Here is a 25,398-nt window from a genome sequence, read left to right as displayed (position 1 = left end):
TCAGTTTCCATAGATAAGTGTAGCAAATTGCCGCAAGAGAAATTTTCGTTTTTTCCGGCGTCAGGCAACTTCCGCCTTTGCCTGGTGCAGCCGGTGCAGGGTGATCTTGCGGACCTCCATCTTGCTCTGCTGGATGTGCGAGCGCAGCAGCATGGACGCCTCGGTGAACTGCCTTCGCAACAGGAGTTGCAACAGCTTGCCGTGTTCCTGGTAGGTCGCCGCGATGCGTTCGCCCTGCGTGAAATCGAGGCGTCGCACAATGCGGATCTTTTCCGTCAGCTCGGCATGCACGCGCGTCATTTCATTATTGCCGGCGGCAGCCACCAGGGTAGTGTGGAAGCTTTCATCCAGGCCGGCGAGCATGCGCCCGTCCTTTTCACGTTCTTCCTCGGGCACCATCCAGATCGCCTTCAGTTCCTGCAACTGCGGCGGTTGTGCTTCCAGCTGGCAGATTCGCTCCAGCGCGGCGCTTTCGAGCACGATGCGCAGGTCGTACAGTTCGTCGAAATACGCGAAGTCGAGATTGCGCACTTTCCAGCCGCGGCGGAAGCCGACCTGCAGGAAGCCCTCCCGCTGGAGTCGGTACAGGGCATCGCGCATCGGCGTGCGCGATACCTCGAAGCGGGTTGCCATCTCCGTTTCGGTGAAATGGTCGCCGGGCAAGAGACGGAACTCGAAAATGTCATCCTTGAGGAGGCTGTAGACCTGCTCGGCGAGGGGATTGGCGGTGGGTTGTTTCATGAGAAAAAATCATTGCGGGATCTGGCTGACGTGCGCGGCGACAATGCGCCAGCCCTGGGGGAATCGTACCCACGTCTGCATCTGTCTGCCCAGTTTATCCGAATCGGGCGCGGTGAACTCGACACTCACGGTGCCGATACCGGTGCCGAAGCTGGTAACGACTTTGCGCGTGATGCTGCGGCCTGGGTGCACGGGCGCGCATTGCATCCGGTAGGCTCTGATCTCCGCGCCGCCGTACAGATTCTCCGCCACGCCATAGCGCACCGTCCGCGGATCGAACCAGAAGAAGCGGTCCAGCGTCGCGACGTCATGCCGGACCAGTGCCCGTTCGTATTCCTCGAAGGCCTCGTCCAGTTCCGCCACCACGTGCGGCAGGTTGACTGCCTGGTCCATGCCTGTCTCCTCTCACTCTTTCGTTGCGGCAATCAATGCCGACAGGGGCGCCGTCCACCCCACGATGCCGCCTTGGGCGCGCACCATGACCAGCGTCGCTTCCTTGAATTCGGGGAAATAGCTCGCGGTCGCATCTTCCACCAGCAGGCAGTCGTAGCCCCGGTCATTGGCTTCGCGCATCGAGGTCTGCACGCAGACTTCCGTGGTCACGCCGCAGAACAGCAGGTGGGTGATGCCGCGCGCGCTGAGCTGCGCATGCAGGCCGGTGGCGTAGAACGCGCCCTTGCCCGGCTTGTCGACCACGAGTTCGCCCGCGTGCGGCTGCAGCGCGGGAAGGAAGTCGTTGCCCGGCTCCCCGCGCACGAGGATGCGCCCCATCGGCCCGCGGTCGCCGATGCGCAGGCCGGCATTGCCGCGCGTGCGCTTCGACGGCGGGCAGTCCGACAGGTCGGGCACGTGCGACTCGCGGGTATGCACGACGAATAATCCTTGCCTGCGTGCGAAGGCGAGCAGTGCTTCCACCACCGGCACCGCCGGCGCGAGGCGCGAGACGTCATTGCCCAGCGTTTCGCCAAAGCCGCCCGGTTCGATGAAGTCGCGCTGCATGTCGATCACGACGAGCGCGGTGTGCGCCGGCGCAAAACGGAAGGCATAGGGTTGCGCGTCCACCCGCATGGCACGTGTCATGCGGCCTCCTGCAGGCTGGACTCGGCGCCGTGGCTGGCCATGTAGCGTCCCAGCGTCGCACGGTCGGCGGAACGGGCATCGGTCTCGTGGACGATGGACCCATTGGCCATCACCAGGATGCGGTCGGCCAGCGCGAGGAGTTCATCCAGGTCTTCGCTCACCAGCAGCACCGCGGTTCCCTGCTCCCGCGCGGCAACGATGCGCGCATGGATATCGGCAACAGCGGAGAAATCGAGTCCGAAGACAGGGTTGGCCGCGATCAGCACGTTCGCCGGTGAAGCCAGTTCGCGCGCCAGCACCGCGCGCTGCACATTGCCGCCGGACAGGGTGCCGATCGGGCGGTCGGGCAAGGCGGGTTTGACATTGAACGCAGCAATCAGCTCCGCGGCGCGGCGGCGCATCGCGTTCCGGCTGATACGCCAACCCGTGCGCCGCATCTCCGCACTGTCGTAGTCGCGCAGGGCCATGTTCTCCGCCACGCTCATGCCCGCGATGCAGGCATTGTGCAGCGGCTCTTCCGGCAGGCTGAACACCTTCCGCGCGCGCATCTCCTCGCGCGTGGCGCGGTAGGGCTGTCCATCGACGGCAATGGTGCCGGCCTGCATCCGGCGCTGTCCGAGCAAGGCTTCCACCAGTTCTTTTTGCCCATTGCCGGAAATGCCCGCGATGCCGACGATCTCGCCGCGGCGCACCACCATAGACAGTCCGTTGACCGCCATCGTGCTACGGTCGCTCGCGACATGCAGTTGCCTTGCCTCGAGGCCTGCCGGTGCGTCGGCGGCCACCGGATTGCGCAGGGGCGGCGCCGAGACGATGCGCGTCTCGCCCATCATCCACGCTGCCAGCTCGTCCGGACTGGTATCGCTCACCTTGCTGTGGCCCACCAGCTTGCCCTTGCGCAGTACGCTCACGTCATCGGCAAACGCCGTCACTTCCTGGAACTTGTGCGTGATCATCAGCACCGTCAATTCCTTGCGGTGCGCCAGGTCGCGCACGAGGCCGAGCACTTCTTCCGCCTCTTGCGGCGTGAGGACCGAGGTCGGTTCGTCGAGGATGAGGAAACGGCGCTTCAGGTAGAGCTGCTTGAGCAGCTCGAGCTTCTGCTTTTCGCCGGCGGAAAGGCTGCCGACGGCATTGTCGAGCGGCAGCCGGAAAGGCATCGCTTCCATGAACGCCGCCAGTTCGGCGCGCTCCTTCTTCCATGCGATGCGCCACGACAGCCGTCCCCGCGCAAGCAGCAGGTTTTCCGCCACCGTCAATCCGGGTGCGAGCGTGAAATGCTGGTACACCATGCCGATGCCCAGCGCATGCGCCTCGCGCGGGTTCGCGATCGTGTGCTCGCGCCCGTCGAGCAGGATGCTGCCTTCGTCGAGCGGGCTGTAGCCGATCAGTCCCTTCACCAGCGTGCTCTTGCCGGCGCCGTTCTCGCCCAGCAAGGCGTGCACGGTACCGGCCGCGACGCGGAGCGACACGTCGTGCAGTGCACGGAAGTCGCCGAAGGACTTTCCGGCGCCATAGGTCTCGAGGCTGAGCGCAACCATGTCAGCCTCGCCGCGCCAGCGCCGCGATCAACTCCTTCGAATTCGACACCGCGCCGAACACGCCGCCCTGCATCTTGATCATCTTGATCGCGGCGAGATGATTGCCGACATCGGTCGCGCCGCAACAGTCTTCCAGCAACAGGCATTCAAAGCCGCGGTCGTTGGCTTCGCGCATCGTCGTATGCACGCACACATCGGTGGTGATGCCGGTGAGGATGATGTTGCGGATGCCGCGCGTGTGCAGCACCATGTCCAGGTCGGTTGCGTAGAACGAGCCCTTGCCCGGCTTGTCAATGATGACTTCGCCGGGCAGCGGCGCGAGCTCGTCGATGATTTCCCAGCCCGGTTGGCCGCGCACCAGGATTTTTCCGCACGGCCCCTCGTCGCCGATGCCGGCGCCGATGCGCTGCGAGCGCCAGCGTTTGTTGGCGGGCAGGTCGGACAGGTCGGGGCGGTGCCCCTCGCGCGTGTGGATGATGTGGAATCCCGCCTCGCGCATCGCTGCCAGGACCTTGCCGATCGGCACGATCGGTGCGCGCGTGAGGGACAGGTCGTAGCCCATCTTGTCGACATAGCCGCCGATGCCGCAGAAATCGGTCTGCATGTCGATGATGACCAGCGCCGTGTTCTGCGGCGCCAGCTTGCCGTCATAGGGCCAGGGATAGGGATCGGCTTCCAGGAAGTATGTGGTGCCCATGTGTTCCTCGTCTGCTTTCATCGATGTCATGACCGTGTCAGGCTCAGTTCCCCCGGTGCGCCGCCAAGCGTGCGGTCCGGTCGGCAGGTGGCGACCATGATCGCCAGCGTGAGCAGGTAGGGAGCGGCGTTGAAGAGGTAGTAGCCGGAAGTGATGCCCAGCGACTGCAACGCCGGTCCGAGCGCACCCGCGGCACCGAAAATCAGTGCCGCCAGCAGGCAGCGCATCGGCTGCCAGCGCGCAAAGATCACCAGCGCAATGGCCATCAGGCCCTGTCCGCTCGACAGGCCTTCATTCCAGCTCCCCGGGTAGTACAGCGACAGGTAGGCCCCGCCGACCGCGGCGAGGAAGCCGCCCGCGGCCGTGGCCGCCACGCGGATCGGTGTCAGGCGGTAGCCCAGCGCACGCGCCGCCTCCGCATTGTCGCCGGCAAGGCGCAATGCCAGTCCCCAGCGCGTGCCTGTCATGCCCCAGTGCAGCAGGGCCGCCAGTGCAATGCCGACCAGGAACAGGCCGTTGATCTGCAGCGCGCTGCGCATCTGCGGGCTGTCGCTCCAGTCGCCGAGCGATATGCCCGGCAGCATTGGCGCCTGCGGTTGGATGTAGGGTTTGCCGAGGTAGAACGCGAGCCCCAGGCCGAACAGCATGAGGGCGATGCCGAACGCGAAATCGTTCACCCGTTTCAGCGAACACACCATGCCGTGCAGCGCGCCCAGCAGCATGCCCGAGATGCCAGCGCCGAGCACGCCCAGCCACGGCGAACCCGAGAGCAGCGAAACCGCGTAGCCGGTCATTGCGCCGCATACCAGCACGCCTTCGAGGCCGAGATTGACGCGGCCCGCTTTCTCCGTCAGGCATTCGCCGAGGCTGACGAACAGGAAAGGCGTGCCGACGCGGATGGCGCCGGCGAACAGTGCCAGCGCCAGCGCGCCGAAGTCGAAAGCGTTATCCATGCGCGCCTCCCATAGCTGTGCGTGGTGTATCGAGCCGCAGCCGCCACGCGGCAAGCCGGCCGGTGGCCGCTTCCCACGCCAGCAGGTTGACGAACAGCAGGCCCTGCAGCACGAGCGTGGTCGCATCGGGCAGGTCGAGCCGGCGCTGCAGCAGACTGCCACTGGATTCGATGCCGCCGATGAAAAGTGCGCAGGCGATGATCGCCAGCGGATTCTGGCGCGCGGCAAAGGCGATCAGGATGCCGCTGTAGCCATAGCCCGCCAGCAGCGCGCTGTTGGCGCTGCCATGCACCGCGGTGATCTCCAGCATGCCCGCCAGTCCGGCCGCGGCGCCGCCCAGCAGGCAGGTGAGCAGCACGATGCGATCGACCGGCAGGCCCACCAATCTGGCGGCACGCACATTGCCGCCGACCACCGACATCGAAAAGCCGAAGACGCTGTGGCGGATCATGAAGTAGGTCGCGACGCAGGCGAGCACGCCCCAGAACAGGCCCCAGTGCACATCGAAGCCCGGCAGCAGGCCGACCAGATAGGTGTCGGGCAGCGGCGGCGTGGAAGGTTTGTTCAGGCTGTTGGGGTCGCGCAGCGGGCCTTCCACCATGTGCTTGAACACAGCGATCGCAATATAGGAAAGCAGCAGGCTGCCGATGGTTTCATTGACGCCGCGCCACTGGCGCAATGCCCCGGACAGGGCGATCCACATGCCGCCGGCAAGCATGGCTGCAACAGCTGTCAGGACCAGCCCCGGCAGCGCGGGCAATGCGGCGGGCAGCGCCAGCGGCACCAGCGCGGCGGCCAGTCCGCCGAGCGCGAGCGCGCCTTCGCCGCCGATGATGAGCAGGCCCGCGCGCACCGGCAAGGCGACGCACAAGGCAGTCAGCATCAACGGCGCCGCACGCTGCAGCGTGTTCTGCCATGCAAAGCCCGAGCCGAAGGCGCCGACATAGATGAGCTTGCAGGCTTCGAGCGCCGGCTTGCCCTGCACGAACAGGAACAGCACGAACATCAGCAGCGCACCGCCGAGCGCGCACAGCGTCGGCAACGCGGGCAACGTTCGCGATGCCAGTCTTGCCAGCAGGGTGCCCATGCCTTGGCCCGCTCAGACTTGGCCGATGACGCCGGCCACCAGGTAATTCATCGACTCCAGCGCGATGTCGGTCTGCTCCTGCACCGTGCCGCCGGGGATCACGATATTGCCCTTGTTGTCCTTCAGCGGTCCCTTGAAGATCGGGTATTTGCCAGCCATCATCCTCGCGCGGATTTCTTCTGCTTTCGCCTTCGCTGCCGCGCTGTCAGCCGTGCCGTAGGGCGACATTTTCACGAAGCCATCCTTCAGGCCGCCGCGCAGCAGGTTGATCATCGGCTTGCCTTCCAGCGTTGCCTTGACCAGCGCCGTGTAGGGCGTGGACCAGTCCCACTCCGCGCCGGTCAGGTAGCCCTTGGGCGCCAGCTTCGCCTGGCTCGCGTGATAGCCGCAGCTCATTGCGCCGCGCTTCTCCGCGGTCTCGACAATCACTTTCGGGCCATCGACATGGCAGGTGAGCACGTCCACGCCCTGGTCGATCAGGCTGTTCGTCGCTTCCGCTTCTTTCACGGGCAGCGACCAGTCGCCGGTGAAGATCACGCGCGTGGTGATCGAGGGATCGACCGATTGCGCGCCGAGGGTGAAGGCATTGATGTTGCGCAGCACCTGCGGGATCGGCTTGGCAGCGACGAATCCGAGTTTCTTGCTCTTGCTCATATGTCCGGCGACCACGCCGTTGAGGTACTGGCACTCATCGATGTAGCCGAAGAAGCTGCCGACGTTCGCCGGATGCTTGCCCTTGGTCCACAAGCCGCCGCAATGCGCGAAGCGCACCTTCGGATACTTCTCCGCCATCTTCAGTACATGCGGATCGAAGTAACCGAATGAGGTCGGGAAGATCAGCGATGCGCCGTCCTGCATGATCATCGCTTCCATCGTCTTCTGCACCGCGACGGTTTCGGGGACCTTCTCTTCCTCGATCACTTTCACGCCGGGCATCTTCTTGATGATCTGCGCGGCCTGCGCATGTGCCTGGTTGTAGCCGAAATCGTCACGCGGACCCACGTAGATGAAGCCGACGGTCAACGGCGTGGCGGCGTGCGCCAGGTCGAACGGCAGTGCGCTGCCGAGTGCGGCGGCGCCGGTCGTCTTCAGGAAATCGCGGCGATTGAAATTGCTCATGTCAGGTCCTCGCTGAAAGTAAGTTGAATTTGCCGGCGCTCCGGGGGAAATCATGTGCTCATTTTTGAATGCAAGCCTTATATGCAAGCACGATGCCAATCTTGCAATTTCTCGATACTTCGCTGGAGAGCCGCCCCCTGCCTTGTTCTCCAACGCGCGCCCGCGTTCTTGCACGCCGCATGGCCATGCCGTCTCTCGCGCTACGACAGTGCAGACGCACCAGGGCGGCGCAATGCCGAGAGGTTCGCGGGGGCCTCGGTCGCCGGTGCCTGCCCCGGGAAATGACATGCAACGCGGTGCCCCTCGTCGCATTCCCGCAGCAGCGGCATCTTCCCCTTGCACAGCAGCTGGACCTTCGGGCAGCGGCTCGCGAAGCGGCAGCATTCCGGATCGGGATTGATCGGGCTCTGCGGCTCGCCGGCCAGCGGCGGGTCGCGCTCGACCGGCTTGCCACAGGCGGCGTCGAGATGCGGAATGGAGGACACCAGCGCCCGCGTGTACGGATGCTGCGGGTGCTCGAACACATCCTGCGCCGGCCCCTCTTCCACCACGCGGCCGAGATACATGACCATCACGCGGTCGCACAGCAGGCGCACCACGTTCAGGTCGTGCGACACGAACAGGTAGCTCACGCCCAGTTCGCGCCGCAGCTTGTCGAGCAATTGCAGCACGACGGCCTGCACCGACACATCGAGTGCGGCGGTTGGTTCGTCCAGGATCAGCAGCTTTGGGCGCACGGCGATGGCGCGTGCGATGCCGACGCGTGCTTTCTGCCCTCCCGATAACTGGTGCGGGAAACGGGTCAGCAATTCAGATGGCAGTCCGACCTGTTGCGCTGCTTCTTCCACGCGTGCACGCAGTTTGCCGGTATCCGTTTCGCCGGTCAGCAGGCGGATCGGTTCGGCGATGGTGTCGAAGGCGGTGTAACGCGGATTGAGGCTGTCGGTCGGGTCCTGGAACACCATCTGGATCAATGCGCGTTCCGGGCGGGCTGCGAAATCGGCAGCAGGAATCGCGCCAAGGTCGTCATTGCCGAAACGGATACTGCCCGCGCTCGCATCGAGCAGGCGCGTGACGAGACGCACGAGCGTCGATTTGCCGCAGCCGGATTCACCCACCAGTCCAATGCTCTGGCCGGGCTGCACATCGAAGCTGACATCGTCGACCGCATGCAGGTAGGTATCGTGCTTGCCGATGAGCTTGCGCTTGCCGACGGCGAAACGCTTGCTCAGCCCGGCAATGGATAGCAGAGGCTGGCTCATGCGATCTCCTCGTTGATGTCCTGGTCATCCGCCACCAGCGGGTGATGGCAGGCAACCATGGCGCCTTGTCCATCGCTGTGGAACGGCAGTGGCTGCGTGCAGTCTCCGCTGCGACGCGAGCAACGCTCGGCGAAGCGGCAGGCCGGCAAGTCGGCCCGGCGCAGGTCGGGCAGGTTGCCGGGGATGGAGGCGAGTTGCGACAATTGTTGTGCGCCGTATGGAATCGATGCCAGCAATTGCTTCGTGTACGGATGGCGCGGCTCGGTGAACAGGCCGCGCGTTGTGTTCGCTTCGACCAGGTGGCCGGCATGCATCACCAGCACGCGGTCACAGTATTCGGCGGCGAGGCCGAGGTCGTGCGTGATCAGCAGCGTCGCCATGTGATTCGCCTTCGACAGGTCGCGCACCAGTTCCATGATCGCGGCCTGGGTCGTGACGTCCAGGCCGGTGGTCGGTTCATCGGCGATCAGCATGGCAGGCGAGCATGCGAGCGCGAGGGCGATCATCACGCGCTGGCACTGGCCGCCGGACAGCTCGAACGGATACGCATCGACACGCCGTTCCGGATCAGGAATGCGTACCTGGCGCAATGCCTCGATCGCTTTCGTGCGCAGCTCGCTGCGCAAGGTGCTGGTGTGTGCGCGCAGCACGTCCGCGATCTGGTCGCCCACGCGGCGGATAGGATTCAGCGCCACGCGCGGATTCTGGAAAATCATCGCCATTTCGCGCCCGCGCACGGCCTGCAGGTCGCTCTCGCTCGCGGCGAGGACGTCGAGGCCGCCGAAGCGGATGCTGCCCTTCGTCACCTTCGCCGCGGGATCGAGGATGCCCATCAGGCCGTAGGACAGCACCGACTTGCCGGAACCGGATTCGCCGACCAGGCCGACGGTCTCGCCCTTGTACAGATTGAAGGAAACGTTTTCCAGCGCATGCACGGTGCCACTGCGGGTGCGAAATTGCAGCGACAGGTCCTTGACTTCGAGAAGCGGAACATTGCTCATGCCAGCCTCACGTACGACGGCGCGGATCGATCAGGTCGCGCAGACCGTCGCCGAGCAGGTTGAAACAGAACACCGCGAGCATCAGCACCGCACCGGGGAACAGCGCGACCCACCACTCGCCGGACACGATGTATTGCGCGCCTTCGGCCACCATGATTCCCCACTCCGCTTCCGGCGGGCGCACGCCGAGGCCAATGAAGGACAGGCCGGCGGCATTGAGGATGGCCCAGCCCATGTTGAGCGAGACCTGCACCATCATCGGCGGCATGATGTTGGGCACGAGATGAACCGCGAGCACGCGCCAGTGCTTGTTGCCGGTCAGGCGCGCCGCTTCGACGAAACCGGCGTCGCAACGCACGCTCACTTCCGCGCGCGCGACGCGGATGTAGAACGGCAGGTTGATGACAGCGGTAGCGAGGATGATGTTGAACACCGTGTTGCCCATCGCAGCGACGATGCCCATGGCCAGCACGAACAGCGGGAAGGCCATCACCATGTCGGAGCCACGGCTGACGATGCGTTCGAACCAGCCCTTGTAGTAGCCGGCACAGGAGCCGAGCACGACGCCGATGACGAAGGAGAGCGCGACCGCCGATACGGCAATGCCGAAGTCGAGGCGCGCGGCGACGATCACGCGCGACAGGATGTCGCGTCCCAGCGCATCGGTGCCGAACCAGTGCTGCCAGGACGGCGGTGACATCGGCGTGCCGACGTTGGTGGCGAGCGGATCGAAGGGCGCGATCCACGGGCCGATGACGGCCATCAGCACGAACGCGGCGAACAGCAGCGCGGCGAACGCGGTGATCAGGTTTTCCGACAGCACGTAGCGCAGGTGTTTGAAGAAATTGGATTGCATCTCAGTCCTCCAGCCGCACACGGGGATCGATCAGGCCGTAGAGCATGTCGATGGTCAGGTTCAATCCCACATACAGCAATGCCATCGTCAGCACGAAACCCTGCACCGGCGCGTAATCGCTCGACACCAGCGCTTCGATGGCGAAGGAGCCGACGCCGGGCCAGGCGAAAACCTTTTCCACCAGCACATTGGAACCGAGCAGGAATGAAAACACCATGCCGAGCGTGGTGACGACCGGCAGCAGCGCGTTGCGCAGGGCGTAGCGGAACAGCACGGTGCTGCGCGAAAGTCCCGAGGCACGGGCGGTGCGAACGAAATCGGCAGACAGCACCGACAGCATCGATGCGCGTGTCATGCGTGCCAGTGGCGCGAGCACGAACAGGCCCATGGTCAGCGCGGGCAGGATCAATTGTTTGGCGGCGCCGACGAAGGCCTCGACATCCCGTGCGATCAGGCTGTCGATCAGGTAGAAGCCGGAGACGTGGGCGGGCGCCGAGAGATAGGGATCGAGCCTCCCCAGCGGCGACGGCGCCCAGCCGAGGATGAAATAGAAAACGTAGGCCAGCAGCAGACCGGTGAAGAAGGTCGGCAGCGATACGCCGGCGGTGGTCAGCAGGCGGCACAGATGGTCTATCCACGAACCGGGCTTTGTCGCTGCCAGCACGCCGAGGGGAACGGCAACGGCGACCGCGAACAACAAGGCGGATAGCGTCAGTTCCAGCGACGCGGGAAGGCGTGTGGCGATCTCGGTGAGCACCGGCTGGCCGGTCGACAGCGACACGCCGAGGTCGCCCCGCGCGAGGTCTTTCAGGTAGATCCAGAACTGCACCGGCAGCGAACGGTTCAGGCCCAGTTTTTCGCGGATCTGCTCGACTGCTTCGGTCGTGCCTGCCGGGCCGGCGAAGAAGGCGGCGGGGTCGCCGGGCAAGGCGCGCGTGAGCAGGAAGGTGATGACGATGACGCCGATCACGTTCGGGATGGAGAGGAGCAGGCGTTTCAGGACCAGGGTGAGCATGATTGAATCTCTACGTCGTTTGCTGGGACGTGCTTTTGCATGCGGGTGGTGGCGATTGCATTACGGTTGCCTTTCCCCGTCGTTCCCGCGAAGGCGGGAACCCATAGTGCGATTGTTGGAACAGACCCAGCATGGGTTCCCGCCTTCGCGGGAACGACGGGGTAAGGAACGCCGATACGCCGACCGTCGTCACCCGCATGCAGAAACACACGTCAGGGCGGACGCAAGCACCCGCCCTGCCTTCCTTACATCGCCTTCTTCACCAGCTGCCGATAATCCGGCTGCAGGTGGAACCAGTACGTATACCCCTCGATATTCTTCTGCATCGCCACATCGAGCGAAGGCTGGAACAGCGGCACGCGCGGCACATCGTCGTTGACGACCTTGATCATGTCCTTCACGAAGGAGTCATAGATCAGCTTGCTTTCCGCGAAGCGCGCGTTGGTGATCATCTTGTCGAGCGCGGGGTTCTGGTAGGACATGGTGTTGAACACCGCATTCTGGCCGTGGTAGCACCAGAAGAAGAAATATTCCGGATAGTTCAGCCAGCCGCCGAAGCGGTTGATGACCAGCGGCATGTCCTTCTTCAGCAGCGCGGCGCGCCAGTTGGAACCCGGCACCTTGTTGATGCTGGTCTTGATGCCGATCTGCGCCAGCGATTCCTGGATCAGGATGGACATCGGTTCGGACACGGTGCCCTGGCCGAGGTCGAAGGACATGGTGGTTTCAAAGCCGTTCGGGAAGCCGGCTTCGGCCATCAGCGCCTTCGCTTTCTGCAGGTCGGTCTTGTAGCCGTGCGCCTGCGGCCATGCGGTGGTCTTGGGCGTGTTGCTGGCGCCGTACATCTTCACGCCGCGGCCATACAGCGCAGAATCCCACATCTTTTCATAGGGCAGCGCGTAGGCCACCGCCTGGCGCACCTTGGCATTGTCGAAGGGCGGCCTGGTCACGTTCATGCCGAGGTACCAGAGCGAATTCTCGATCGGCGTGCTGACCACTTTCACCTTGCTCTTGTCGGTGCCGAGTTCGCTGAAATCCTTCGGCGGCATGTCGTAGGTGATGTCGATGTCGCCCTTGACCAGCAGCGCGCGGCGGTTGCCGGCGCTCGGTACTTCGCGCTGGATCACGCGCTTGATCGCCGGCAGCGGGCCGCTCTTCCAGTCGTCGAAACGCGCATAGATGATTTCCTGGCCGGGCTTGTAGCTCTCGACCTTGTAGGCGCCGCCGCCGGCGGTATTGTTCTTCAGCCAGGTCGCGGCCCACGGGTCTTCCGCCGTGGCATGTTTCTTTGCCAGCGTCGCGTTGTAGATCGATGCGACCGGCACCGCGAGGTCCGGCATGGTCAGCTTGTCCTTGCGGATGAACTTGACCTTGAGGATGTGGTCATCGACGGCTTCGAACTGGTCGCCCTTCTCCAGCGAACCGGCCTTCATCTGGAAGGTGGGGAAGCCGCCCATCGCCAGCGCGCGCTCGAAGGACCATTTCACATCCTTCGCGGTGACCGGCGTGCCGTCGTGGAACTTCGCGTTCTTGCGCAGGTAAAAGGTGACGCTTTCGCCATCCTTGGCCATCTCCCAGCGTTCGGCCAGTTCAGGTTCCAGCCTGGTGTAGTCATACATGAAGGAGCCGTCCGGCATCTTCTTGCGGGCGTAGGTCATCAGACGGTCGTAGGCCAGCCAGGCGACGCCGTAAGACGGACGGTTGGCGCCGACGCCGTGGATGTCGAGCATGTTCGGCCCGGTTTCATTGGCGACGACCAGCGTCTCCAGCCGTTTGTCCTGCGCGGCCGCCGGCAGTCCGGCGCTTGCTGCGGCGGCGCACAGCGCCACCATCCCCAACCATTTGCGACGATTCATGAAAAAGCCCCCTTCAGGAATTTGAACGGATGTAATTGCGCCAGCCGCCGTAGCTGCTGACGTCCCTGGCATCGGCGACGGCCAGTGCTTCGCACAGGAAGCCCTGTACCGAGTCGCCGTTTTCCAGCATCAGCGTGCCGATGCCGAGCGGAGCCGGGATTGCTGCCACAAACGAACCGTAGTGTTCGAGCGGCATGTCCCAGACTTCGAGTTCAATGGCCGTGCCGCCGTCGGCCACGCGCACCAGGCCGGGTTTGGGGGGCGTGGTATTGGCCAGGGCGTAAAGGCGGTACGCGGGGGCGGTGCGCGTCTTCTGCAGCAGGCGCGCGCCGCGCTCGACGAGTTCGTGGTTGAGCGGCATGCCGGACAGGTGCGCGCCGACCACCGCGAGGCGGATGCCTTTGTGCGGCGGGCAGGCGACGGGCATGGCGGGATCGAAAGGCACGCGCATGGCGCCGGAATTCACCTGGAAGACACTCGAAAAAGCCGCTGCAAGCCGTGCCAGGCCGAAATCGCTCCAGGCCGGGCCGACCAGGGTCACGCCCGCGGGCAGGCCGTCCTCGCGGAAGGGGCCCGGGACAGCATGGGCGGCCATGTCGAGCAGGTTGACGAAGTTGGTGTAGATGCCGAGGTTGCTGTTCAGTCCCATCGGATTCGCGTGCAGTTGTTCGCGCGTGTAGGCGGCCGGCGCGGTCGGCACCAGCAGCACATCGCATTCTTTCATCAGGTGCTGCGCGGCGCGGCGGCAGGATTCCAGTGCGTATTGCGCGCGGAAGGCATCCGCGGCACTCGGTGCCGCACCGGAAGCGATGATCGTTGCGACAGTCGGATCGAGGGTAAGGCCTTCGGTCTTCAGGGCATCGCCGACGGCCACAAACCGCTCAGCCACCCAAGGACCGCCGTACAGCAACTCGGCGGCCTTGAGCAGGGGCGTGAAGTCGGACGGCACGAGGTTGAAGCCGGCCGCACGCAATTCCTTCAGCGCGTCAAGGTAGGCGCGACGGGACGCCGCGTCGCCAAAAAATTCCGGCTCGTCGGGGATGGCGATGCGCGGATTGCGCAGGGAAATCGGCGCAACCTGAGCAACGCGCGAAAAGGGATCGGCGTCATCATAGGCGCCGGCGGAAGTCGCCACCGCCCATGCGTCACTCGCCGACAACGCGAACACGGAAATGCAATCGAGCGTCCGGCAGGCAGGCACCGTGCCGCGGCCGCTGAACCAGCCTCGCGTCGGTTTCAGGCCATACAGGTTGCACAGCCCCGCCGGCACGCGCCCGGAACCTGCCGTGTCGGTGCCCAGCGCGAACGGCACGATGCCGCGTGACACGACATAGGCGGAGCCAGAACTGGAACCTCCGGAAATGTAGTCTCCATTGAAGGGATTCGGCACTTCGCCATAGGGAGAGCGGGTGCCGACCAGGCCGGTGGCGAACTGGTCGAGGTTGGTCTTGCCCACGGGGATGGCGCCGGCCTCCACCAGACGGGCCACGACGAAGGCGTGCGCGGCGGCTGGGGCTATAGCAAATCCCGGGCAGCCCGCCGTGGTCGCCAGGCCGGCGACGTCGATGTTGTCCTTGACGGCGAAGGGAATGCCGAACAATGGCCGGCGAGCCAGGATGCTGGCGCCTTCCGCTGCAAACTCCTCGTCCGCGCGCCGGGCATCGGCCAGCAGGTCGTCGCTGTCGCGCAGTGCAATCCATGCTTCGGCAGCGCCTTGCAATGCTTCCTTCAACACGCGTTCGACCAGCGTCGTTACCGTGAGACGGCCTTCGATGAATCCTTTCTGGATTTCCGGGATTGTTCGCATTTCAACCTGTCGAGATTAATCATGTATACAAGTTGGTATGCAAAACAGATGCCACGGCCAGTGTGTAAGCACATGCTTCTGTTTGATGCTTGAATTTTGAAGAGATAAGGAAGAAGCCAGCCGGTTGCAGCCTACCGGCTTTTCCTCTGAAGGCTCACGAAATAGGTGCGAAACCCGGTTCAGGCTCGAAAACGGTGCGGGCGGAAGCCCCAGGATTGCTCAGGACGCGTGTGCGGAAGATGCAGGGTGAAGCGCGCACCGCACAGCGGGGAATCCTTCACGCAAATGCGGCCATGGTGCAAAGCGACCACCCTCGCGGCAATCGCCAGGCCGAGCCCGATGCCGCCGGTGGCGCGGCCGAGGTGATGGAAGATTTCGATCGCCTTCCCCGACATTGCGTCAGGCGCGTTCCGGATCGTCATCCACCGCTTTGCAGACGGCGCCGACCGGGGCACGCTCGTCAGCCAGGCGCTCCCCCGAACGCCGCCTTCGACCGCCGTTCGAGCTCATCCGGCGGCACATCCTCCACATGGGTGGCGATCCACCATTTATGGCCGAAGGGATCCGTGATCATGCCGCCGCGGTCGCCGTAGAACTGGTTGGCTACCGGCCGCTCCAGCTTGCCGCCCGCCTTCACCGCGCGATCCACCAGCGTATCGACGTCTTCCACATACAGATGCAGCATCACCGGCGAGCCGCCGATGGATTCCGGACTCTTCGCACCCATGTCGGGGAACTCGTCGCTCAGCATGATGGCCGAATTGCCGATGCGGATTTCCGCATGCCCGATCTTGCCGTCCGGGCTCGCAATCCGGAAGGTCTCATCCGCGCCGAATGCGCGCTTGTAGAAATCCAGCGCCGCCGCCGCATTCCTGATCGTCAGGTAGGGCGTCAGCGTATGGTAGCCATCGGGAATCGGTTTTACCTTGTTCGTCATCGCATATCCTCCAATTACAGACCGCGCAGCATCATGTCGGTATCGAGGACACGCACTCGGCCGCGCACCAGTTCGCCTTCTTCCGGAAACCAGCGTTGCGCAACATAGGGCGCGAAGCCGGTTTCCTCGCGGATCGCGAACTGGAAGATCGCATCCCAGTCCGCATCCCGCGGCATCACCCACACTACCTGCCGGCCGGCGTCGACACGGATGCCCGCATGCCGGAGGTTGGAACGCACGCGTTCCGCACGCGCCTCCCTGCTCTCGGCATAGATGCCGTTTTCGTCCGGCATCGGCAGCACTGCCGGCACGCGCTTCTGCTCCAGCGTGGACGCCGAGGTCCGGAACTTGGCCCAGGGACCGATCAATGTGCTGCCGATGAATTGCATCTCGTCGGCGGTCAGCGGTTCGTCAAGGTAATAGCAGGACAGGATGAAGGCCATGTTGCGGAAATCGAAGGTGCGATACCGCAGGATAAACCTTCTCCAGCGATTTAAACACTGCTGCGCCGGCCGGTACTGATCGGTGCCAAACTTTCGGCAACGTCATGTCAGGAGCCGCGCCGTTCGTTCCGCAATATCGGCACTGAGCGCAACGCCCATGCCGTTGCAGCCGAAACCGATCGCGGTGCGCTCCGACACACGTCGCACGACAGGCTGCTTGTCGATGGTAAAACCCATGATGCCGGACCACCGTTGCGCGATGCGCGGGTTGCGGCCGGGAAGGATGATGTCGTGCAGCAGGCTTTCCAGTGCGCCCTGCACGGCGTCGGTCAGCGCCAGCTCCGTCGTTGCCTCTTCCTCCATGTGAAGGTGGCGCGCGCCGCCCAGAAGTATGCGTTCGCCGACGTTGCGGAAATAGTAGAAGCCGCGCTCCATGTGATAACTGCCCCGCCACGCCAGCCCCGGCACCGGCTCCGTCAGCAGGACCTGTCCGCGGCCGGGCGTGATGCCGCATCCGGACAGCAGCCCTGCCATGAATCCGTTGATGCATACGGCGACGCGCGCGGCACGGAATACGGTGTGCGGCGGCGAGCCGGCATGCACCCGCACAGCGCCATCGCCTTCCTCCAGGGCGTCGACCGTCACCCCGGTGTGCAGCTGGATATCGTGCTGAGCTGCAAGCCGGGCGAGCGCGTGCATCATCCGGCCAGCGTGCAACTGGCCTTCCAGCGCATTGCCCGCCAGCGCCCGCACTTCCATTCCGAATCCGCACCGTCGCCGCGCAGCATCGTCGAGGCAAAACACCGCCTGCCCGAACAGCGGCTTCAGGCAGGCATTGACCTGCTCCAGGCGCTGCAGGGCGGGCAGGTCGGCTTCGCGCAGCAACTCGACCCCCCCCAGTCCTTCATACCCGATTGCGGCATCGCCCAACCGCTCCCGCAGGCGCTGCAACCCGCGCCACCGGCGTGCAACCAGGTCGACCGTCGCATCCACGCCCATGGTATCGAAGTCGTGCAGGATTTCGGTCAGGCTGCCGAAGCAGGCAAAGCCCGCATTGCGTGTCGACGCGCCGGACGGCACCACGCCGCGCTCGAGCACGCGGATCGTGGCATGCGGCTGGCGCGCCCGCAGTTCGAGCGCCGTCTGCAATCCCACGAGGCCGGCGCCGATCACGATGAAGTCGGCATCCAGCATGGCGTCCTGTTCCCAGAAGCTTGGTTGCATCCTGCCTCCTCTCGCTGTCATGGTAGGCCGCCGCGGCCGGATCGGAAAGCTACCCGCCCTTGCCCGGCCGGTTCTTGTCGATGATCGCGTACAGGATCAGGCCGTAGGCCAGCAGCCGGATCAGGTAATACGCCGGTGCGCCGTCGTTATCCTGCGCGACCGGGGCCAGGACGATGCGGTTCACGCCCTCGATGAAGAAGGAAAACGCGAAGAACAGGAAAAAACGGTCGCCCGTGCTGCGCCAGAAGCGCAGGAAGAACAAGCTTGCCACCATGCTTGCCATGGAGATCGCGCCCATCAGCATATCGTTCATCGGCCTACTCCTCTTCCCAGATCAGCCCGTAGAGCAGCGGCAGCAGCGCGATCAGCGCAGTCCACAGGCGCAGCGGAACCAGGTCGACCGCAGTGGGAAACACGACACGGTCGAGGATCAGCAGCAGGTTGTTGATCGTCATGCCCGCGAAGCACAGGCCGCTCCAGAAGAGGAGGCGGTAGCCGGTGCGCGTGTAGCCGCGCAGCAGCAGCCCGCTGCACAGCATCGACGTCAGCGCGCACAGCGCATAGATGAATGGAGCCATTCAGGAATCCTTTCGCCATTTGAAGGCATCGGCAAACTGCTGTGCCTTCTTGCCGGTCTTGGAATGAATGAGGTGCGTGACGTCGACCAGGTGCAATGCATAGGCATCCGCAACCTTGTCGATCATCTCGCGCAGGGAATCGGAAACAGGACAAAAGCAGTAGCACTCCGCCGCGTGAGCATCGGAAACGACGATGCCGGCATCATGCAGTTCCTCCAGCAGCGTGACAGCCGCCTTTTCAGACAGGTATAGCCGCTGCGCCAGGTGCGCGCTGTCCCATCGCGCGTCTGTCTCATTGCGGAGAAGCAGCATCGCTTCGAGATAGGGGACCGACGGAATGCTGGTCAGGATGAAGCGTTTGATGTCGTCGGCGAAGGGAGTGCCGCCAGCCATGATCGTCGATAGTCCTGCTAGTGGTGCTTGATGGAAAGCGCATGATACTCATGCCGCGCACCCCAGTGTCGCGTGGCAATCCCTGCCTTTGACATTTCTCAAACCGGCCGATTCCACGCTGCTGCATTGCAGCGTTTGATCTTTACACACTGTGCAAAACCAACCTGTTGTCACCTTGTCCAACTGTGACCTATCAGCAAAGGGTTTGAGAGTGGACAACAAGAATCCGCAAGACCGGCATCCCCAGCAAGCGAAAGCGCACTCCGGAAAACGCTCCATCCCCCGCCTTTTCCTGCGCATCTTCCTGTACACCTTCGTCCTGGCAACCGTCGCGCTCGCCGCCGGCCTCTACTACGCCACCTCCTACCTGGCGAAGATCGTGCCGCTGACGCCCAGCGTGGAAGCGCTGCTGCAGGCGCGCGGCGCGCAGCCCAGCGTCCTGCTGACGGCCGGCGGCACGCACTTGGCTACCTTCAGCCGGGGGCAGCAGGAGCAGGTAACGCTGGACGACATTTCGCCGTACGTGATCCGGGCGCTGATCGCCACCGAGGATCATCGCTTTTACGAACATCGCGGCGTCGATCTCACCCGCACCGCATCGGCGGTATGGCGGACGCTGCAGGGCGATGCGCAGGGCGGATCGACGATCACGCAGCAGCTCGTGCGCAACTTGTTTCCCGAGGAAATCGGACGTGCCCGCACCATCGACCGCAAGATCCGGGAAATCGTTACCGCCATCAAGATCGAGAAGGCTTACACCAAGGACCAGATCATCGAGACTTATCTCAACACGGTCCCCTTCCTGTACAACGTGGTCGGCATCGAGATGGCCGCCCGCACCTATTACGACAAGTCCGCTGCCGACCTCGACGTCCTCGAAAGCGCCACCTTGATCGGGATGCTCAAGGGAACCAGCTACTACAACCCGATCATCAACCCGGAGCGCGCGCGCAAGCGCCGCAACGTTGTCCTGGCGCAGATGGTCAAGCGCGGCATGCTCAACGAAGAGGTCTACCTTGCACTGCGCGAGCAACCGTTGCAGGTTACGCTCAATCGCCAGCCCGACCCGCTTGGCCACATCGCCCCGCACTTCGCCGCCCATGTCCGCCGGCAACTGATCGAATGGGCCGATGCCAACGACTACAACCTCTACACCGACGGGCTGACCGTGTACAGCACGCTCGACGATGCGCTGCAGGAAGCGGCAGCCGACGCCGTTGACAGGCAGGCGCAAGTGCTGCAGGACATCGCCGATGTCGAATGGGGCAGGAAAACCGAACGCGTTGCCTCGCACACGCCGAGCGCCTATGCCGCGCTGAAAAAGAAGGTCGAGCCCTTCAGGCATTTCTGGAACGAACGGCCCGAGCTCGTCGATGCCTTCGTGCGCGAGTCGCCTGAATACAAACGGGCCGTGGCCGGAGGGCAATCCGTGCGCGCCGCGCTGGCGAAGCTGAAGGCCAACAGCGATTTCATGACCCGCCTGCGCGAGTACAAGACACGCCTCGAAGCCGGCTTCGTCGCGATGGACCCGGCAACCGGCGAGGTCAAGGCCTGGATAGGCAGCCGCGATTTCCAGCGCGACCAGTTCGACCACGTTGCGCAGGCCGAGCGCCAGCCCGGTTCCACCTTCAAGCCCATCGTCTACGGCGCGGCCCTCGAACAGGGCTTTGCGCCCGACCGCATCTATCCCGACGGCCAGGTGGAAATCCGCGCCAACGACGGCAGCGTATGGCGCCCGACCGACATGTCCGGTTTCAGCGGTCGCATGATGAGCATGCGCGAAGGCCTGATCTATTCCAAGAACACCATCACCGCGCAGGTGATGCAGGACGTCGGCCTGGAACACGTCATCAACCTCGCGCGCGCCGTCGGCGTCACCAACAGCCGGCTCGATCCCGTGCCCTCGCTGTCGCTCGGCACCAGTCCCGTCACCCTGCTCGAAATGGTGTCCGCCTATGCCACCATCGCCAAGGTCGGCGAATACCGCAAGCCGGTCTTCATCAGCAAGATCACCGACCGCGAAGGCAAGGTGCTGGCCGAGTTCACCGCCGAGCCGCAGCGCGCGATGTCGGAAGAAACCGCCGTCGAACTGATCGACATGATGCGCGGCGTGGTCCGGCGCGGCACCGGCACCGAGGTGCGCAACCGCTTCAACATCGCTGCCGATATCGCCGGCAAGACCGGCACCACGCAGAACAACACCGACGGCTGGTTCATCCTCATGCACCCGCGGCTCGTGGCCGGCGCGTGGGTCGGCTTCAACGATTCGCGCGTGACCATGCGCAGCGATTACTGGGGACAGGGCGGGCACAACGCCATCCTGCTGGTCGGCGATTTCTTCCGCGGCACGCTGAAGTCGAAGCTGATCGATACCAAGGCCAAGTTCCCGCAGCCGAAACGTCCGCCGCCATTGATGGTGAAGGCGCCGCCGGATAACGAGGCGCAGGACTCCGTGCCTTCCGGTTACGGCGTCATCACGCGCAGCGGCAGCGGCACCGCGGTCGTCGTCGGCCCCGATGGTTCGCGTACCGTCGAGCGCGGTCGGCATGCATCGCCGGCCGATGAACTCGGGCGCTTCCTCAGCGGGTTCGGACGCGATCCCGCGACGGAAATGCGCAGCGAGAGCAGCGGCGATCCGGGGACGCGCGGCGGCGGATTGTCGGGCGGCGGAGATGCCTTCACCGAATGGAATGGCGTGCCGGTGCGTTGAGCGAAGCGTGCATATCGGCCCTTTTCCCCATCACGTTGACGAAACATCGAAAGCGTATATACTCAGCCGTAACACTTTCAATCCACTGCAACGCACCGTGAACAAGTCCGGCATTTCCCTGATGCGCAACTGTTCATCCCTGAACGAGGGAGCCGTGCGCGTGGATGCGTCCTTCGGTTCCGCACGTCCCGCGCACCTGTCCGCTCGACACCTCGCCCGGCTCTCCTAGGCTCGGTGGGCGCCTAGGAAAACCTCCCCGGTTTTCTCCGCCTTCCCGAGCCACCCTTCCCACAAAACTCGAATGATGTGTTGGCGCCGTCAACGCGCGTGACACCTTACGTCCGTACTCAGGCCACGCGCGTTTGCGCAGTGGCCGAGGGGAGCCATTGCCATGAAAAACGAACGCTTCTTGTCCCAGGAAGACGCCGCCGTCCTCTGCCGTCTCGCAGAACACCTGCTGCGGATGCGGGACGTCACGTTCAACTACGCCGAGCAGCTGATCGAGCTGATCGGTTCCTCCATCCTCCTGCCGGAGAACACGGCGCGAAACGATTGCGTCGCGCTGTACTCGGAGGTCACTTTCCGCGAAGTCGGGTCCATGCGCCTGGAGACCATCTTCCTTGTCTGCCCGCAGGACACGCAAGACAGCCTTGCGCGCGTGTCGATCCTCGCACCGATCGCCCTGGCCCTGCTCGGACGTCCGCTCGGCAGCATCACCGCAGTCGTCCTCCCCTTCTTCAAGGTGCGGTACGTCGAGATCGTCGGCATCAAGCATGCGGACGGATGCCGGCGCTCCACCGCGGCCGCAAATCGCCATGCATGACCTTCACCTGTCGCCAACGGAGATGCCTGTGGACCGAATCAGAAAGATCCTGGTTGCAACCGATTACTCGGAAGATGCGCGCCGCGCCGAAACCCGTGCGGCCATGCTCAGTGTCGAGCTGAAGTCGGAGACGCTTGAACTGATGACCGTCGACTGCATGAGAATCGACCTCCGCACGCCGGCGGCGCTTCCCGCCGAAATCGCGGAAGGCGAATCCGCCGCGCTGCCCGGCTGGCCGGAAGACGGTCCGGCGTGCGTGCGTTCGATACGCGCAGGCAACGCGCCGCATGCAATCGTCGGCCGGGCAAAGGAAATACGCGCCGGCCTGATCGTCGTCGCGGCACGCGGCAAGCGGTTCTTTGCCGACCTGTTCAGGCGGCACAACAACGACGAACTGATCCGCCTGACGGACCGGCCGGTCCTGCTTGTCTGTTCCGAACCGGATGACGCGTACCAGCGCGTGCTGGTCGCCATCGATTTTTCGGAGGAATCGAAGGCAGCCGCGCGGGCCGCGCTCGCCATCGCACCGTCCGCGCATTTCACGTTTCTTCACGTGTTCCGCGTCCCCGATGAAGACATGATGCGCGAGACCGGTGTCTCGCTCGACCTGATCCACGGCTACCGGATACGGGCGCGCGAAGCCGCGCGGACAAAACAGAATGACTTTATCGACAGCCTCGGACCGAGGAAGCAGCTGATATCCCGCGCCATCCAGCATGGTTTGCCCGCGTCGGTCATCGGCGCCCACGCGAGGCAACTGAATGCCGACCTGATCGCACTCGGAAAGCATGGCAAGCCGCGCTTCGTCGAATTCCTGCTTGGCAGCGTCACGCGGCGCGTGCTCGACCAGGGATGGTGCGACCTGCTCGTCACGACGGCGGTGGAATCCGAGAACGCTGATTTTCCACCCGCCGCATGAGCAATCCATTCGCGCAACAGACGACAAGGAGGACTGAATGATTCGAGACAACCAAGGCGGCACGGTGATCACCATGTCCGAAACGGACCGGTACCGCATCCAGGAGCTGCTTGCCGGCAGTGAAAGAAGCCGTTGCGCGGCATCCGCCCTGCTGGAGCGAAAACTCGAAATGGCGAAAGTCGTCCGTCCCGATCTCGTGCCCGCAGACGTGGTCACGCTCAACTCTCACATCACGGTGCATGAGGCTGCGACGGATGCCGAGTACGGCTTCCGGCTGGTCATTCCGGGAACGACCGGCTGCGCAGGAGACGTCTCGGTTCTCGCGCCCGTCGGTGCCGCAGCGATCGGGTTAAGGCCGGGACAGGAAATCTTCTGGTACGGCCGCTCGGGAAGAAAGGTCGGCCTGCGCATCCTGGACATTCTCTATCAGCCGGAGGCAATGGGGCATTACCACCTATAGGAATTTTTTGGCGGCACGCCGCCGCAATCGCCGTTCCCAGCGCGGGTACGGTCTCTCACTAGGACAGATGACACATGAAACCAGACATTATCGTGACCACATCGGACTTCGACCGGCTGGAGGCGCTGATCGATGCCATGCCGCCCATCAGCGCGACGACTTCCGAACTGCTGGAGGAACTGAAACGGGCGGAAGTCGTCGAGCCGCATGAAATCCCGCGCACGGTCGTGACCATGCACTCCACGGTGCGCTTCACGATCGGCGGGCAAGACGAGTTTTGCCGGACCCTGGTCTATCCGCGCGAGGTGCGCGACGCCTCGACCATCTCGGTGCTCTCGCCCGTCGGCAGCGCGCTTCTCGGCTTGTCGGCAGGCAGCAGCATCGAGTGGCCCGGTCCTGCGGGAGAACTGCTGGTCATTCGCATCATCGAGGTCATCCAGCAGCCGGAAAGCAGCAGGACAACGGAACACTGAGTACCACGCCGAAATACGGATGAAGACGATGGAACGTATCAAGATCAAGGGAACGCCATTCGACATCGGGATGGAACTCGGCAGGATAGGAAGGCCGGCGGCCGGAATGATTGCCGCCGCGCTTGCGCGCGATGATGCCGCCGTTGCAAGCGCAAGGGCAGCAGCCGTGTTTCTCCTGGACCGCGTGCAAAGCGACTTCCCACGGTACTGGGACGAACTCCGCGGAATGAGCGCGGGGCTCGGGCTGGATATCCGCGATGTATTCGCGTGGAACTGCTGGCCCGACGTCGCAGCGAGCGACAGTGCAGCCAGCAGCACCATCGCGGTGAACCGGCTGGGTTACGGACTGATCCTGCACAATCTCCGGCTGGGACCGGCACTCGCCCGGCAATGCTGCCTGATCGACGTCGAACCCGAAGGCAAGCCGGGCTTCCTGAGCCTGTACGTACCGGGCCGCCTCCCCGGCCTGGCGTTCGCTGCCAACCGCGCCGGTGTCGTCCAGGTCGCCGGACACATCGTCGGAGAAAAACAGGGAACCGGCCTGCCCAGCTTCCTCGTCGGCCGCGCCGTCCTCGATGCGCGCTCGCTGCCCGAAGCACTCGACATCGTCATGGAATGCGAGCGGTTCGGCTCGTCGCACCACGTACTGGCCTCATCCGATGAATTCGTCATGCTGAACATCACCGCCACGCCTGCGGGGACGGTGCTGATGCCCATTCCGAACAAATACTGGCATACGAATCACCGGGTGCAGAAGCGGGTGCCGAAGGGTATGAAGACATCGTCCCATGAAAGGTATCTGGCGTTGGGCGAGCTGCTGGAACAGTTGCCGTCGCATCCTACCGAGTACGACGTTCTTGCGATGCTGCAGTCACTGAGGAAGCGCCCTGACAATGCACCTTCAGGCGCGATGGAGATCGTCGCTGCGGAAGGGGAAATCGGGGCTGCGCTGATCAAGATTCTTCCGAGGCGGATCGAGGTAAGGGTGGTTCCGGTGAAAGCGGATGAGGAACGGCGCTTTGTTGTTCCTGTTGAGCAAGCGATGTGATAGCTGGCTCAATTGCCAACGTTTACCATCCTCTTGAAGTCGTATGGGAGGACCGTGGTGCTTCACACGCTGGCTTCTTGGGAATCTGTTCGGTGTTCGATGCAACGGCGGAAAGCTGCGCAAGATCAGACCTTGCAGAAACTCGACTGAACTTCGCAAATCGACCCGAACCAGCCAGTTGGCTTTCTCAAAAGCGGACATTCTCGGTGCGATTCAACGGTCAAGGTAACAGGCTTGGGAAGCTTTTCGTACAAGGCCAGTTGACTGCCAAGTTAGTCAATTGCTGACCGCTGGATCCCCTAGGACAGTACCAACGCGACCGAAGCCCGTCTACCTAACTTCTGGGAAAAGAGAGTCCATGACGTTAGGCCGTAA

Annotated in this window: 28 protein-coding genes; 7 read left to right on the top strand and 21 right to left on the bottom strand. The window is 63.8% G+C overall.

Annotation, left to right across the window (positions count from 1 at the left end):
• Positions 1–60: 60 nt before the first annotated feature.
• The 21 genes from AC3WOY_RS13420 to AC3WOY_RS13320 form a co-directional block, all read right to left on the bottom strand.
• A complete protein-coding gene (locus tag AC3WOY_RS13420; RefSeq protein ID WP_492424533.1) occupies positions 61–741 on the bottom strand; it encodes a GntR family transcriptional regulator in 681 nt (226 codons plus the stop codon).
• A gap of 9 nt (positions 742–750) precedes the next feature.
• Positions 751–1,134 carry an oxalurate catabolism protein HpxZ gene (gene hpxZ / locus AC3WOY_RS13415; protein WP_492424531.1) on the bottom strand — a complete coding sequence of 128 codons (384 nt, stop codon included), beginning with the start codon at positions 1,132–1,134 and terminating at the stop codon, positions 751–753.
• Between the two features lie 12 nt (positions 1,135–1,146).
• On the bottom strand, positions 1,147–1,821 hold the full coding sequence (locus AC3WOY_RS13410; RefSeq protein ID WP_492424529.1) for a cysteine hydrolase family protein: 675 nt from the start codon (positions 1,819–1,821) through the stop codon (positions 1,147–1,149).
• Entirely contained in the window at positions 1,818–3,362 is a 1,545-nt protein-coding gene (locus AC3WOY_RS13405) for an ABC transporter ATP-binding protein (RefSeq protein WP_492424527.1), read from the bottom strand. Before AC3WOY_RS13405 ends, AC3WOY_RS13410 begins: the two co-directional genes overlap by 4 nt.
• Before the next feature lies 1 nt (position 3,363).
• Positions 3,364–4,059 carry a biuret amidohydrolase gene (biuH, locus tag AC3WOY_RS13400; protein WP_492424525.1) on the bottom strand — a complete coding sequence of 232 codons (696 nt, stop codon included), beginning with the start codon at positions 4,057–4,059 and terminating at the stop codon, positions 3,364–3,366.
• A 26-nt stretch (positions 4,060–4,085) separates the two neighbouring features.
• The gene (locus AC3WOY_RS13395) at positions 4,086–5,012 is read right to left on the bottom strand and encodes an ABC transporter permease (RefSeq protein WP_492424523.1); all 927 of its coding nucleotides are present in this window, start codon (positions 5,010–5,012) and stop codon (positions 4,086–4,088) included.
• Positions 5,005–6,099, bottom strand: coding sequence for an ABC transporter permease (locus tag AC3WOY_RS13390; RefSeq protein ID WP_492424521.1), 1,095 nt, complete (start codon positions 6,097–6,099; stop codon positions 5,005–5,007). Before AC3WOY_RS13390 ends, AC3WOY_RS13395 begins: the two co-directional genes overlap by 8 nt.
• A 12-nt stretch (positions 6,100–6,111) precedes the next feature.
• Positions 6,112–7,218, bottom strand: a complete 1,107-nt coding sequence (locus AC3WOY_RS13385) for a BMP family ABC transporter substrate-binding protein (RefSeq protein ID WP_492424519.1) — start codon at positions 7,216–7,218, stop codon at positions 6,112–6,114.
• Positions 7,219–7,418: 200 nt separating this feature from the next.
• The gene (locus AC3WOY_RS13380; RefSeq protein WP_492424517.1) at positions 7,419–8,480 is read right to left on the bottom strand and encodes an ABC transporter ATP-binding protein; all 1,062 of its coding nucleotides are present in this window, start codon (positions 8,478–8,480) and stop codon (positions 7,419–7,421) included.
• A complete protein-coding gene (locus tag AC3WOY_RS13375; protein WP_492424515.1) occupies positions 8,477–9,481 on the bottom strand; it encodes an ABC transporter ATP-binding protein in 1,005 nt (334 codons plus the stop codon). The genes AC3WOY_RS13380 and AC3WOY_RS13375 overlap by 4 nt, the downstream gene beginning before the upstream one ends.
• A gap of 7 nt (positions 9,482–9,488) precedes the next feature.
• The gene (locus tag AC3WOY_RS13370) at positions 9,489–10,337 is read right to left on the bottom strand and encodes an ABC transporter permease (RefSeq protein WP_492424513.1); all 849 of its coding nucleotides are present in this window, start codon (positions 10,335–10,337) and stop codon (positions 9,489–9,491) included.
• Position 10,338: 1 nt separating this feature from the next.
• A complete protein-coding gene (locus AC3WOY_RS13365) occupies positions 10,339–11,352 on the bottom strand; it encodes an ABC transporter permease (protein ID WP_492424511.1) in 1,014 nt (337 codons plus the stop codon).
• Positions 11,353–11,597: 245 nt separating this feature from the next.
• Positions 11,598–13,208, bottom strand: a complete 1,611-nt coding sequence (locus tag AC3WOY_RS13360; protein WP_492424509.1) for an ABC transporter substrate-binding protein — start codon at positions 13,206–13,208, stop codon at positions 11,598–11,600.
• A gap of 13 nt (positions 13,209–13,221) precedes the next feature.
• On the bottom strand, positions 13,222–15,015 hold the full coding sequence (gene atzF / locus AC3WOY_RS13355) for an allophanate hydrolase (RefSeq protein ID WP_492424507.1): 1,794 nt from the start codon (positions 15,013–15,015) through the stop codon (positions 13,222–13,224).
• 179 nt (positions 15,016–15,194) lie between these two features.
• Positions 15,195–15,437 (bottom strand): ATP-binding protein, encoded by a 243-nt coding sequence (locus tag AC3WOY_RS13350; protein ID WP_492424505.1) that lies wholly within the window; start codon positions 15,435–15,437, stop codon positions 15,195–15,197.
• Positions 15,438–15,475: 38 nt separating this feature from the next.
• Positions 15,476–15,952 carry a VOC family protein gene (locus AC3WOY_RS13345; RefSeq protein WP_492424503.1) on the bottom strand — a complete coding sequence of 159 codons (477 nt, stop codon included), beginning with the start codon at positions 15,950–15,952 and terminating at the stop codon, positions 15,476–15,478.
• Positions 15,953–15,966: 14 nt separating this feature from the next.
• A complete protein-coding gene (locus AC3WOY_RS13340; RefSeq protein ID WP_492424501.1) occupies positions 15,967–16,395 on the bottom strand; it encodes a hypothetical protein in 429 nt (142 codons plus the stop codon).
• Positions 16,396–16,497: 102 nt separating this feature from the next.
• Positions 16,498–17,619, bottom strand: coding sequence for an NAD(P)/FAD-dependent oxidoreductase (locus AC3WOY_RS13335; RefSeq protein WP_492424499.1), 1,122 nt, complete (start codon positions 17,617–17,619; stop codon positions 16,498–16,500).
• A 49-nt stretch (positions 17,620–17,668) separates the two neighbouring features.
• Complete coding sequence (locus AC3WOY_RS13330) at positions 17,669–17,932, bottom strand: DUF5985 family protein (RefSeq protein ID WP_492424497.1); 264 nt, start codon at positions 17,930–17,932, stop codon at positions 17,669–17,671.
• A 4-nt stretch (positions 17,933–17,936) separates the two neighbouring features.
• Positions 17,937–18,197: a DUF5985 family protein gene (locus AC3WOY_RS13325; RefSeq protein WP_492424495.1), complete on the bottom strand. Its 261-nt coding sequence runs from the start codon at positions 18,195–18,197 to the stop codon at positions 17,937–17,939.
• On the bottom strand, positions 18,198–18,590 hold the full coding sequence (locus AC3WOY_RS13320; RefSeq protein ID WP_492424493.1) for a hypothetical protein: 393 nt from the start codon (positions 18,588–18,590) through the stop codon (positions 18,198–18,200).
• A gap of 211 nt (positions 18,591–18,801) precedes the next feature.
• On the opposite strand from AC3WOY_RS13320, the gene AC3WOY_RS13315 reads away from it, so the two are divergent.
• The 7 genes from AC3WOY_RS13315 to AC3WOY_RS13285 all read left to right on the top strand — a co-directional run bounded on the left by AC3WOY_RS13315 (position 18,802) and on the right by AC3WOY_RS13285 (position 25,023).
• Complete coding sequence (locus tag AC3WOY_RS13315) at positions 18,802–21,300, top strand: penicillin-binding protein 1A (RefSeq protein WP_492424491.1); 2,499 nt, start codon at positions 18,802–18,804, stop codon at positions 21,298–21,300.
• Between the two features lie 97 nt (positions 21,301–21,397).
• Positions 21,398–21,529, top strand: coding sequence for a hypothetical protein (locus AC3WOY_RS13310; RefSeq protein WP_492424489.1), 132 nt, complete (start codon positions 21,398–21,400; stop codon positions 21,527–21,529).
• Between the two features lie 162 nt (positions 21,530–21,691).
• Positions 21,692–22,123, top strand: coding sequence for a GreA/GreB family elongation factor (locus tag AC3WOY_RS13305; protein WP_492424487.1), 432 nt, complete (start codon positions 21,692–21,694; stop codon positions 22,121–22,123).
• 28 nt (positions 22,124–22,151) lie between these two features.
• Positions 22,152–23,042 (top strand): universal stress protein, encoded by an 891-nt coding sequence (locus tag AC3WOY_RS13300; protein ID WP_492424485.1) that lies wholly within the window; start codon positions 22,152–22,154, stop codon positions 23,040–23,042.
• A gap of 37 nt (positions 23,043–23,079) precedes the next feature.
• Positions 23,080–23,502, top strand: a complete 423-nt coding sequence (locus AC3WOY_RS13295) for a GreA/GreB family elongation factor (RefSeq protein WP_492424483.1) — start codon at positions 23,080–23,082, stop codon at positions 23,500–23,502.
• A gap of 74 nt (positions 23,503–23,576) precedes the next feature.
• The gene (gene rnk, locus AC3WOY_RS13290) at positions 23,577–23,975 is read left to right on the top strand and encodes a nucleoside diphosphate kinase regulator (protein WP_492424481.1); all 399 of its coding nucleotides are present in this window, start codon (positions 23,577–23,579) and stop codon (positions 23,973–23,975) included.
• Between the two features lie 28 nt (positions 23,976–24,003).
• Entirely contained in the window at positions 24,004–25,023 is a 1,020-nt protein-coding gene (locus AC3WOY_RS13285) for a C45 family autoproteolytic acyltransferase/hydrolase (protein WP_492424479.1), read from the top strand.
• Positions 25,024–25,398: the final 375 nt, after the last annotated feature.

This window comes from Noviherbaspirillum sp. FW303-A3 (assembly GCF_058788695.1).
Note: the sequence above shows the minus strand (reverse complement) of the source record. Positions and strands in the feature narration are given on the sequence as shown.

Coding starts and splice junctions, on each gene's coding strand:
- AC3WOY_RS13395 (WP_492424523.1), bottom strand. CDS start 5,012: ATGGATAACGCTTTCGACTTCGGCGCGCTGGCGCTGGCACTGTTCGCC.
- AC3WOY_RS13370 (WP_492424513.1), bottom strand. CDS start 10,337: ATGCAATCCAATTTCTTCAAACACCTGCGCTACGTGCTGTCGGAAAAC.
- AC3WOY_RS13345 (WP_492424503.1), bottom strand. CDS start 15,952: ATGACGAACAAGGTAAAACCGATTCCCGATGGCTACCATACGCTGACG.
- AC3WOY_RS13350 (WP_492424505.1), bottom strand. CDS start 15,437: ATGACGATCCGGAACGCGCCTGACGCAATGTCGGGGAAGGCGATCGAA.
- AC3WOY_RS13380 (WP_492424517.1), bottom strand. CDS start 8,480: ATGAGCCAGCCTCTGCTATCCATTGCCGGGCTGAGCAAGCGTTTCGCC.
- AC3WOY_RS13320 (WP_492424493.1), bottom strand. CDS start 18,590: ATGGCTGGCGGCACTCCCTTCGCCGACGACATCAAACGCTTCATCCTG.
- AC3WOY_RS13305 (WP_492424487.1), top strand. CDS start 21,692: ATGAAAAACGAACGCTTCTTGTCCCAGGAAGACGCCGCCGTCCTCTGC.
- hpxZ (WP_492424531.1), bottom strand. CDS start 1,134: ATGGACCAGGCAGTCAACCTGCCGCACGTGGTGGCGGAACTGGACGAG.
- rnk (WP_492424481.1), top strand. CDS start 23,577: ATGAAACCAGACATTATCGTGACCACATCGGACTTCGACCGGCTGGAG.
- biuH (WP_492424525.1), bottom strand. CDS start 4,059: ATGGGCACCACATACTTCCTGGAAGCCGATCCCTATCCCTGGCCCTAT.
- AC3WOY_RS13375 (WP_492424515.1), bottom strand. CDS start 9,481: ATGAGCAATGTTCCGCTTCTCGAAGTCAAGGACCTGTCGCTGCAATTT.
- AC3WOY_RS13360 (WP_492424509.1), bottom strand. CDS start 13,208: ATGAATCGTCGCAAATGGTTGGGGATGGTGGCGCTGTGCGCCGCCGCA.
- AC3WOY_RS13385 (WP_492424519.1), bottom strand. CDS start 7,218: ATGAGCAATTTCAATCGCCGCGATTTCCTGAAGACGACCGGCGCCGCC.
- AC3WOY_RS13330 (WP_492424497.1), bottom strand. CDS start 17,932: ATGAACGATATGCTGATGGGCGCGATCTCCATGGCAAGCATGGTGGCA.
- AC3WOY_RS13365 (WP_492424511.1), bottom strand. CDS start 11,352: ATGCTCACCCTGGTCCTGAAACGCCTGCTCCTCTCCATCCCGAACGTG.
- AC3WOY_RS13295 (WP_492424483.1), top strand. CDS start 23,080: ATGATTCGAGACAACCAAGGCGGCACGGTGATCACCATGTCCGAAACG.
- AC3WOY_RS13340 (WP_492424501.1), bottom strand. CDS start 16,395: ATGGCCTTCATCCTGTCCTGCTATTACCTTGACGAACCGCTGACCGCC.
- AC3WOY_RS13285 (WP_492424479.1), top strand. CDS start 24,004: ATGGAACGTATCAAGATCAAGGGAACGCCATTCGACATCGGGATGGAA.
- AC3WOY_RS13335 (WP_492424499.1), bottom strand. CDS start 17,619: ATGCAACCAAGCTTCTGGGAACAGGACGCCATGCTGGATGCCGACTTC.
- AC3WOY_RS13325 (WP_492424495.1), bottom strand. CDS start 18,197: ATGGCTCCATTCATCTATGCGCTGTGCGCGCTGACGTCGATGCTGTGC.
- AC3WOY_RS13390 (WP_492424521.1), bottom strand. CDS start 6,099: ATGGGCACCCTGCTGGCAAGACTGGCATCGCGAACGTTGCCCGCGTTG.
- AC3WOY_RS13410 (WP_492424529.1), bottom strand. CDS start 1,821: ATGACACGTGCCATGCGGGTGGACGCGCAACCCTATGCCTTCCGTTTT.
- atzF (WP_492424507.1), bottom strand. CDS start 15,015: ATGCGAACAATCCCGGAAATCCAGAAAGGATTCATCGAAGGCCGTCTC.
- AC3WOY_RS13420 (WP_492424533.1), bottom strand. CDS start 741: ATGAAACAACCCACCGCCAATCCCCTCGCCGAGCAGGTCTACAGCCTC.
- AC3WOY_RS13405 (WP_492424527.1), bottom strand. CDS start 3,362: ATGGTTGCGCTCAGCCTCGAGACCTATGGCGCCGGAAAGTCCTTCGGC.